Here is a 7,966-nt window from a genome sequence, read left to right on the forward strand (position 1 = left end):
CGGTGATCGGCATCCCCGACGCCCGTACGGAGATCGTCATGCTGCGGCCGCCCGACGGAGGTACCCGGCTGGAGCTTTCGAGCTTTGTCCGGCCCGACCACCAGCCTGGATCGCCCGCGGCGATGGCCAATGAGTTGGGGCTGCGCAACGTCGCCTTCGAGGTCGACGACCTCCAGACGGTCGTCGACCAGCTGGCCGCGGACGGCTACGGGCTGGTCGGCAACATCGGCCAGTACGAGCACATCTGGCGCATGGCCTATGTGCGCGGTCCGGAGGGGATTATCGTGTCCCTGGCCGAGCGGATCGGCTGACCCGCCAACTCCAAATCCGCTAGCACGCCTGCGCCTTGATATGTCAGGGCCCCGCCGAGTGCTGGCATGATGGGCGCATGAGCAGAGTCACATGCGATCTGACTATTTCCCTTGACGGATTCGTTGCGGGCCCAAACCAAAGCATGACGGAACCCCTGGGCCGGGGTGGAGAACTCCTCCACAGGTGGATGTTCGAAGAAGCCGAGTCCAACGCAGCCGAGCTCGAAGGCATCCTCGCCGCCGGCGCCTACATCATGGGCCGGAACATGTACGCCGGTCCAGGGGCATGGGATGAGCAGTGGCGGGGATGGTGGGGTGAGGAACCGCCGTATCACGCACCTGTGTTCGTTCTCACCCATCACCCCCGCGAGCCCTTGGAGATGGAGGGCGGCACAACGTTCAACTTCGTGGCCGATGGGATCGAGTCGGCTTTGGCCCAGGCGCGGAAGGCCGCTGGCGGCAAGGACGTGGCCATAGCCGGAGGAGCGCAGACCGCCCGACAGTTCCTTTCGGCGGGGCTGATCGACGAGCTGCGGCTCCACATTGCGCCCATAGTTTTGGGAGCGGGTGAGCGGCTGCTGGACGGCGTGACGGACCTCAAGCTTGAGCCGACGGACGTGAGCGGTTCCAGCCTCGTCACGCACGTGCGCTATCGGGTAATCCGCTGACAGGCCGACCCTTAGTCCTCGGAGGTCACTCGCCGGACGCTGGGGCGCCCGCGGCGCCGTCCAGAAGCATCGCTGACCTTGGATTGCCGAAGTTGAGCGTCCACCCCAGTCCGAACCGTCGCGGAACCATCAGCGAGTGGTCTTCGAGGTTGATGTAGACCAGGCCACCGCGCCAGTACTTGTCGTCGTCCCGGTGGGTCAGCACTGTGTCCTTCTCACCCTCATCGCGCTCGCGGTTGTTCCTGGCCAGGACCACGACTCCAACCACGACGGCGGCCGGGATCGGGAGCGGGACCACCAGTCCCGCCCACTGCCCACGGCGTGACCGTCCCGGTCCACATCAACTGCGACGAGCCCAGCATCCCCACGTCGATCATCGCGACCAGCCCGACGAGCGCTTTGACGCCCAGTGACATGCTTTGACGCCCAGTGACATGTACTGCCGGTACCAGCGCGCCGAGGCCAGCGGGCGCGCCGGGTCGACGTCGGGCCGGCTGTGGAAGGTGGCCGCCGCGAGACCCACTAGCAACCCGGTCACACCGGGTTGCACGAACACCTGAGAGAACGCGGAGTCCACCGACTTGGCTGCCAGCCGGTTGGGCGCGCCGTTCGCGCCCTGGTGGACCGCGAGCGCGTCGGGCATCGACGGGTAGCTGATCACGCCTGTTATGACCGTGCCGACGATGACGATCACTGCAGGGGCCGGCCAGAGCCAGGGAAACCGCGGAGGATCTGGCCTCAGGCCGGTGTCCACTGTGTTGCCTTGGCCCATAACTTCTTGAGAAAATGCCGCCCGTGAACAGAATCCTGATCTAGGTCTAGCCAGGCAGCTCACCTCGGTCGCGAGCGGGGCCAAGGTCTCCGTGGATTACTGCGCCTACACAGCTTGAAGGGGGCTCTCAATGGGTGATCGCACAGGCATCACCATCGACGAGGTCAAGATCCGCAGGGTGAACACCGACGCACTGTTCACCCAGGGATTCCTCTGCAAGCCTGACGGCGGATCGGACCAGCCATCAGCTGATGACATCGACGGCGCTATTACCGGAATCAGAATGCCGGAGCACCCCGATCAACGGTTCCATGCGGTTGAAGTGAGCAACCGCGAACCATCTGACTGCGATGCTTGACGGTATCCAGTGAAGAAACCCATCCCAATTCGGCTCAAATCAGCAACCGCAGGGAGGGCGCCTGCGCTCCGTCTGGGCGGCTTTGAGCGCGTCGGCGCGCCTGAAGAGTTCCGCCAGGGCTTTATCTGCCTGTTCGGCGCGCGACCCGGTACGGTGCACACCGCCGTCGATCGAGTGGTTAGGCTGGGTGGATGGCGACAGTTATTCTCGTGCGGCACGGCCGCACCACAGCCAATGCCACTGGACTGCTGGCCGGTCGGGCCGTCGGCGTCAGCCTGGATCAGATCGGGCGCGACCAGGCGGCTCTGACCGGAGACCGGCTCGCGGCCGTGCCCGTAGTCGGGGTGGTGTCGAGCCCTCTTGAGCGTTGTCAGCAGACCGCCCAGCTCATCCTCGATCGCCAGGCTGGCACGCCGTACGCGCCGGTCGATCTCGATCTCACCGAGTGCGATTACGGCCAGTGGCAGGGCCGCACCCTCAGTGATCTCGCGACCGAGGATTTGTGGCCGGTTGTGCAGTCGCAACCGTCCGCCGTCGTCTTTCCCGGCGGTGAATCCATGGCCGCGATGCAGGCTCGGTCGGTGGCAGCGATTCGACGCCACGATGCAGCCTTCGAAGCCGAGTACGGGCCACGGGCCGTGTGGGTGGCGGTGAGTCACGGTGACATCATCAAGTCAATCCTCGCCGACGCGCTCGGCATGCACCTTGACCTGTTCCAGCGTATTAACGTGGGCCCCGCCTCCGTATCGATCGTGCGCTACGGCGCTAGTCGGCCGAGCGTCTACGCGACCAACACCGACGCGGGTGACCTGTCGTGGCTGTCGAACGGCATCCACTCTGGCGATGCGCCGGTGGGCGGCGGTGCAGGGCAAAAGGCGCCATGAACCTCATGTGCCTAAAATACTGACATGCCTACACGTGTTCACGAGTTTGCCTGGCCTGATCGAATCGTCGTCGGCACCATTGGCCTTCCAGGGGCGCGCACGTTCTACCTGCAGGTGCGCGCAGGGACGCAGATCGTGAGTATTGCCCTGGAGAAGCAGCAGTCGGCTCTGCTCGCGGAGAAGATCGACGAAATTCTCGACCAGCTCATCACCGTCGAGGGCAACCCCTTCAGCGTTCCCACGAGCACTCCCATTGAACTTGTCGACAATGACCAGCTCGAGGCCGTTCAGGAGCAGTTTCGCACCGGCGCCATGAGCTTAGGTTGGGACCCAACCACGGCCCAGGTCGTAATAGAGGCCTACCCCATCGCCGATGTCGATGCTGATGACAACGACGAACCGCTTGATGAGGGCGGCGCTAACGAGTCCGAAATGCTGCTGGTGCGAATGCCGGTCGGCACCGCCCGCGCATTCGCCAAGCGCACCCGTGAGATCGTGGGCGCCGGGCGTCCGACGTGCCCGCTCTGCGGTTACCCCATAGACGCCGACGGGCACATCTGCACCCTTCCCGAGGTCTGATGCCAGCGCCGGACCTAGTGGCCGCCGAGCTGACGCTCACCGGCCGCATCACGACGGCTTCAAACGCTACATTTCTGGGCAGCATCGGCGACGTGGTGGTCGTCTATAAGCCGATAGCAGGCGAAAGTCCGCTGTGGGATTTTCCCCACGGCACCCTGGCTCACCGGGAGGTGGCCGCCTACCTGGTCTCGCAGGTCTTAGGCTGGGACGTCGTGCCGCACACCTGGCTGCGCGATGGTCCTTTGGGCGAAGGAATGGTGCAGCTCTGGCAGGAGCAAGACCCCGCCCGATGCGCCGTGAACCTGGTCGCGACGGACCAGGTGCCGGAGACGGGCTGGAAACATGTTCTCGAGGGACGGGATGAGAACGGACGGATGGTCGCCCTCGTTCACGAAGACTCGCCAGCGCTCAGACGCATGGCGGTGTTCGACATGGTCGTCAACAACGCCGACCGCAAAGGCGACCACATTCTTGCCATGACGGACGGACACCGGCACGGCGTGGACCATGGGCTCACCTTTCACCGTGACCACAAGCTGCGCACGGTGCTGTGGGGATGGCTGGGAGACGCGCTGACCGCCGAGGAACGCGACGGCATCGATCGTGTCAGCGAAGGACTGCACGGTGGGCTGGGCCGGAACCTGGCGGACTTGCTCAGCGCCGAAGAAATCGCATCGCTCGCCGCGCGCTGCGCACGGTTGCGCTTGGCAGGGCGGTTTCCGGCTCCGAGCGGTGAGATGCCGGCGGTGCCCTGGCCGCTGTTCTAACGGAGCAACTGTCACCAAGAACTCGCTGCCCAAACGCCGATAGCAGCGCCTACGCTCAACCAAGCCCGCAGGCCCCATCTTCCGCAAACGACGCGGCGAGCGTCCCATAAGCAGCACCCCTTCAGTCAGTTGTTGCGATGTTGAGGAGAAACCGCGCTGCTTACGCAGCCGAGGGATATGGGCAGAGTCCAACTTTTGTCGGTACGTCCGGCTACACTGAATGTATCGAACATAWATTCGAATAAGGGTGTGTTGTGGGCGTTGTTGTCGGTCCCCGCGTGATAGATGCGGGCATGTCGTTGCTGTCGGTGCTGATCTCTCCGGTCCCCGTCGCGGCCGGGTACCCCTCGCCGGCCCAGGACTACTTTGATGGGCGGATTGACCTGAACGAGCATCTGATCAAGGACATCACCAGCACGTACGTCGTGCGGGTCTCCGGAGACTCGATGGAACGCGCCGGCATCAGCGACGGGGATGAACTGATCGTCAACCGGGCCCTGGAACCCAAGGACGGGTCCGTAGTCATAGCCGTCCTGGACGGAGAATTGACCATCAAGCGGCTGCGAATCACGGCCGCCGGCGTCGTGCTGCAGGCGGAGAATCCGTCCTACCCGGACATCCGGGTTCCGTCCATGTCGGATCTGGTCATCTGGGGCGTCGCGACCCGCTGCCTGCACCATGTTTGAGGCACACCATGTCTAAGCCCTCCCCGATGCGGCGGATGCCGCAGATCGCGCACGTGGATGTGAACTGCTTCTACGCCTCGGCCGAGCGGGCATTCGACCCGTCCCTCGAAGGCCGGCCCGTCGTCGTCCTGTCCAACAACGACGGGTGCGCCGTCACCCGGTCCCCGGAAGCCAAGGCTCTCGGGATCGGCCTCGGTGAACCATGGTTCAAACTCGCCCCGCGGGCCAAGGAGTGGGGACTTGTTGCCCTCTCGAGCAACTACGAGCTCTACGGGGACATCAGTGCCCGGGTGATGGAACTGCTGGGCCGCTACAGCGCTTGGTTGGAGGTTTACAGCATCGACGAGGCCTTCCTGGGCGTCAAAGGCGCGCCGGAGGACCTGCTGATCCTGGGCCAGACCATGAAGGCAGCCGTGCGGCGCAACGTCGGGGTTCCGGTCTGCGTCGGGATCGCCGGAACCAAGACCCTGGCGAAACTCGCCAACAAATGGGCCAAGCACAACCCGGCCTTCGACGGGGTCTGCCACTGGGACTCCGTGCCCGCCGGGGACCGGGAAGCGCTGATGGGCCGGCTGTCCGTGATCGAAATCTGGGGCGTCGCGACGCGGCTGACCAAACGCCTCAACGCTTTAGGGCTCCGGTCCATCCTTGACCTGTCCCGGGCCGACCCGGTGATGATCCGGGACCGTTTCTCCGTGGTCGTGATGCGCACCGTCCTGGAACTGCAGGGGACCCCGTGCATCCCGATGGAAGAAGAACGGATCGGCCGGGACCAGCTCATCTTCTCGCGCTCCTTCGCCACCCCCATCACCACCGCCGCCGGCATGCGGCAGGTCCTGTCCGTCTACGGCCAGCAGGCTTCAGCACGGCTGGCCAAACACGGCCTCCAGGCCAAGGTCCTCACCGCCTTCGCCGGCACCTCGCACTTCAACCCGAACGACACCTCCTACCCCTCGGTGTGCGTGCCGCTGCCAATGCCCACCGCCGATCCCGTCCTACTCACCCGGGCCGCCCACGCCCTCCTGCCCCACATCCAGGAAGGCATCAAATACGCCCGGGCGGGCATCATGGTCACCGACCTGCGGCCCACCGGCAACCAGGCACCGCTGGCCCTGTTCCAGAACCCGCACGAGGAACGCCACATCGGAACCCTCCTGGAAGATGTGACCCGCCGATACGGGCGCGGCTCCATCGGCCTCGGCCACGCCGGCATTCGGGGCGGCCCGGACTGGACCATGAAACGGGACATGCTCTCCCCCCGCTACACCACCCATTGGGACGAACTCCCCCTCGTCAAAGCCGCCTAACGCCACCACACCCCGCAGCACCGCACCACGAAAGACCACCCCATGACCCTCAGCACCGAAAACCCCACACGAACCCTTGACCTTCAAGTCCGGCTCGACCCGGCAGGCAAGCCCCTTGCCATCCGGCACGACGGACGGATCTGGCTTGTCGATCCGGCCACCGAATCCCGGCACTGGATCGGCGGTGACGCCGGGCGGGGCACCCGATGCACGGCCGCCGCTGGCGGCGCCAACCCGGCCGGTATCGAATACTGGCGTGTCGAGGCCCGCCTGGGGTCGAATTCAGCGCTGCACACCTTCACGCTGCGCCGGAATCCACGCTCCGTCCAGTGGCTTCTGGACGACATCAGCGATGGCGGCTAGGCAACGGTGACACTGAACCGTCAGCCGATCAATGACCAGACCTGGGCGGGGATCAGGGCAGAATTCACGCTGCCCGCCCTGGAACAGGTCCGCCGCCGACTCGCCGAACTGATGGACGACCCCGACCCTGTAGTGCAGCAGCTCGTCCGCGTCTTCATCGACGACGGCACGTTCTGCCCGGGATTCCAATTCGTCGCCGGCGGCCACCTCCACCCGACCGTCGTCGGACTATTCCAGCGCGCCATAGAACTGAAGGTTCCGCACAACTACTTCGCGGTCTGGATGGTTACACCCTGCCGGGAACTCGGCGGGTCCCGCCCCGTTGACCATCTGAAAAGCGGCGGCGCTCCCCTGTTTCGCGCGCTGGAATCCCACCGCTGGCAGTAGAGCCGGCCCGCGAACCGACGTCCAACGGTTCCGCTGATCAGTCCGGCCCGGGGATGTATCGAGTCACACCCGGGAATCGCGGCTGCCCTGCCGTTGGTAGTGTTTAGCCCACTGTCCCTTTCCGCCCGACACTTGAGGTGCGAACCATGATCCCGACGACTCCCACTCCGGGCACTGTCCTTCTTGCCGGCGCCACCGGCGATCTCGGCGGGCGTATCCTGCAGAATTTGGTCGCCCTGGGGGCCACCGTTCGGGTCCTGACACGGCCAGGAACCAGCACGGAGCGCATTGCGCAGCTCCGCGCCCAAGGCGTCGAAGTGATCCAGGCGGGCTACGACGATCCCGCGGGCCTCCGAAGGGCCTGCGCGGATGTTGACTGCATAGTCTCCGCGATCAACGGCGTGGACAGCGCAATTTTCGACGCCCAATCGCGCTTGCTGGAGGCGGCGGCCGCGGTGGGCGTACCGCGTTTCATCCCTTCCGATTACTCCATCGATTACCGTGGAATCCGCCCCCGAAGCAACCGGAACTTGCAGTTCCGCCGAGACTTCGCACAGCGGCTGGATGCCACCGAAATCCGGGCCACTTCCATCCTCAATGGCGCCTTCACCGACATGCTCTCCGGGCAGGCACCCATGATCCTCTTTTCCCGGCGTCGTGTGCTCTTCTGGTCCGACGCCGACCAGGTGCTCGACTTCACCACGAAGGATGACACTGCCTCCTACACCGCCGCTGCCGCCCTCGACCAGCGGACTCCCCGCGTCCTCCAGATCGCCGGAGACCAGGTCACGGCAAGGACCCTGGCAACCACCATGTCCGACCTGACCGGAACGCCATTCCGGCTCCTCTACGCGGGCAGCGTCGGTTCCTTGACTGCTATGAGC

The 7,966-nt window shown here is 65.1% G+C and carries 13 protein-coding genes; 11 read left to right on the forward strand and 2 right to left on the reverse strand.

Annotation, left to right across the window (positions count from 1 at the left end):
* Both AC1D1W_RS18935 and AC1D1W_RS18940 read left to right on the forward strand, forming a co-directional pair.
* Positions 1-311, forward strand: a 311-nt coding sequence (locus tag AC1D1W_RS18935; RefSeq protein WP_476944491.1) for a VOC family protein, incomplete at its 5' end; no start/stop codon positions are given.
* A 77-nt stretch (positions 312-388) separates the two neighbouring features.
* The gene (locus tag AC1D1W_RS18940) at positions 389-979 is read left to right on the forward strand and encodes a dihydrofolate reductase family protein (protein ID WP_476944492.1); all 591 of its coding nucleotides are present in this window, start codon (positions 389-391) and stop codon (positions 977-979) included.
* A 25-nt stretch (positions 980-1,004) separates the two neighbouring features.
* Here the strand turns inward: AC1D1W_RS18940 and AC1D1W_RS18945 are convergent, their stop codons facing one another.
* Both AC1D1W_RS18945 and AC1D1W_RS18950 read right to left on the reverse strand, forming a co-directional pair.
* The gene (locus AC1D1W_RS18945; RefSeq protein WP_476944493.1) at positions 1,005-1,277 is read right to left on the reverse strand and encodes a DUF5808 domain-containing protein; all 273 of its coding nucleotides are present in this window, start codon (positions 1,275-1,277) and stop codon (positions 1,005-1,007) included.
* A gap of 75 nt (positions 1,278-1,352) precedes the next feature.
* Positions 1,353-1,673, reverse strand: coding sequence for a DUF1648 domain-containing protein (locus AC1D1W_RS18950; protein WP_476944494.1), 321 nt, complete (start codon positions 1,671-1,673; stop codon positions 1,353-1,355).
* A 208-nt stretch (positions 1,674-1,881) separates the two neighbouring features.
* Here AC1D1W_RS18950 and AC1D1W_RS18955 point away from each other — a divergent pair, with 208 nt between their 5' ends.
* From AC1D1W_RS18955 to AC1D1W_RS18995, 9 genes are all read left to right on the forward strand, one after another.
* Positions 1,882-2,109 (forward strand): hypothetical protein, encoded by a 228-nt coding sequence (locus AC1D1W_RS18955; protein WP_476944495.1) that lies wholly within the window; start codon positions 1,882-1,884, stop codon positions 2,107-2,109.
* 191 nt (positions 2,110-2,300) lie between these two features.
* Entirely contained in the window at positions 2,301-2,993 is a 693-nt protein-coding gene (locus tag AC1D1W_RS18960; protein ID WP_476944496.1) for an MSMEG_4193 family putative phosphomutase, read from the forward strand.
* Positions 2,994-3,017: 24 nt separating this feature from the next.
* The gene (locus tag AC1D1W_RS18965) at positions 3,018-3,572 is read left to right on the forward strand and encodes a DUF3090 domain-containing protein (RefSeq protein WP_243177520.1); all 555 of its coding nucleotides are present in this window, start codon (positions 3,018-3,020) and stop codon (positions 3,570-3,572) included.
* Positions 3,572-4,339, forward strand: coding sequence for an SCO1664 family protein (locus tag AC1D1W_RS18970; protein WP_476944497.1), 768 nt, complete (start codon positions 3,572-3,574; stop codon positions 4,337-4,339). Before AC1D1W_RS18965 ends, AC1D1W_RS18970 begins: the two co-directional genes overlap by 1 nt.
* Before the next feature lie 254 nt (positions 4,340-4,593).
* Positions 4,594-5,025 (forward strand): LexA family protein, encoded by a 432-nt coding sequence (locus tag AC1D1W_RS18975; protein WP_223916267.1) that lies wholly within the window; start codon positions 4,594-4,596, stop codon positions 5,023-5,025.
* An 8-nt stretch (positions 5,026-5,033) separates the two neighbouring features.
* Positions 5,034-6,332, forward strand: a complete 1,299-nt coding sequence (locus AC1D1W_RS18980; protein ID WP_243177515.1) for a Y-family DNA polymerase — start codon at positions 5,034-5,036, stop codon at positions 6,330-6,332.
* Between the two features lie 42 nt (positions 6,333-6,374).
* Positions 6,375-6,695 (forward strand): hypothetical protein, encoded by a 321-nt coding sequence (locus AC1D1W_RS18985; protein WP_243177513.1) that lies wholly within the window; start codon positions 6,375-6,377, stop codon positions 6,693-6,695.
* Between the two features lie 6 nt (positions 6,696-6,701).
* Entirely contained in the window at positions 6,702-7,082 is a 381-nt protein-coding gene (locus AC1D1W_RS18990; protein WP_243177512.1) for a hypothetical protein, read from the forward strand.
* Between the two features lie 146 nt (positions 7,083-7,228).
* The coding region (locus tag AC1D1W_RS18995) for an NmrA family NAD(P)-binding protein (protein WP_476944498.1) at positions 7,229-7,966 on the forward strand (738 nt) is incomplete at its 3' end.

The organism is Arthrobacter sp. P1_B4 (genome assembly GCF_056406555.1).